Source organism: Frankia sp. Mgl5 (genome assembly GCF_023242985.1).
In the GTDB taxonomy this organism is placed as follows: domain Bacteria; phylum Actinomycetota; class Actinomycetes; order Frankiales; family Frankiaceae; genus Parafrankia; species Parafrankia soli.
Genome location: NZ_JALKFY010000574.1, coordinates 1 through 334 on the forward strand (window position 1 = coordinate 1; position 334 = coordinate 334).

The following is a 334-nucleotide window of genomic DNA, read 5'->3' on the forward strand; positions in this document are numbered from 1 at the left end:
AAATGCCCATCTCTTCAGCCGGAGTTCCTGGAATCACAGCCATGATCTTTACGCCGCTGGAGGATTGGATAAAGTACGGCGTCTGCTGCCGCTCCGCACGTCGGCTAAGCCAGAATAATCCCTCGTGTCCGAACAGGGCGAAGAGCGCAGCCGCGAGCGACAATGGCGGCCAAAGTACTGAGAGGTAAGCCAAGGCAAGCAGAATAACGGCATACAGCACGAGCTGTTTGGCGATATCGCGCGCTTTTCGCCAAGGAGTCATTGTCTGTGTGATATCGGAAAAACCGGTTACCGCTGGAAGGAACATGATTCCGAAAGCAGCAACATCATTTGC

General features: G+C 53.9%; 1 pseudogene. It reads right to left on the reverse strand.

The features are described 5' to 3' along the window. A pseudogene (locus MXD62_RS10695) lies at positions 1 to 334 on the reverse strand (PDZ domain-containing protein); the annotation flags it as partial.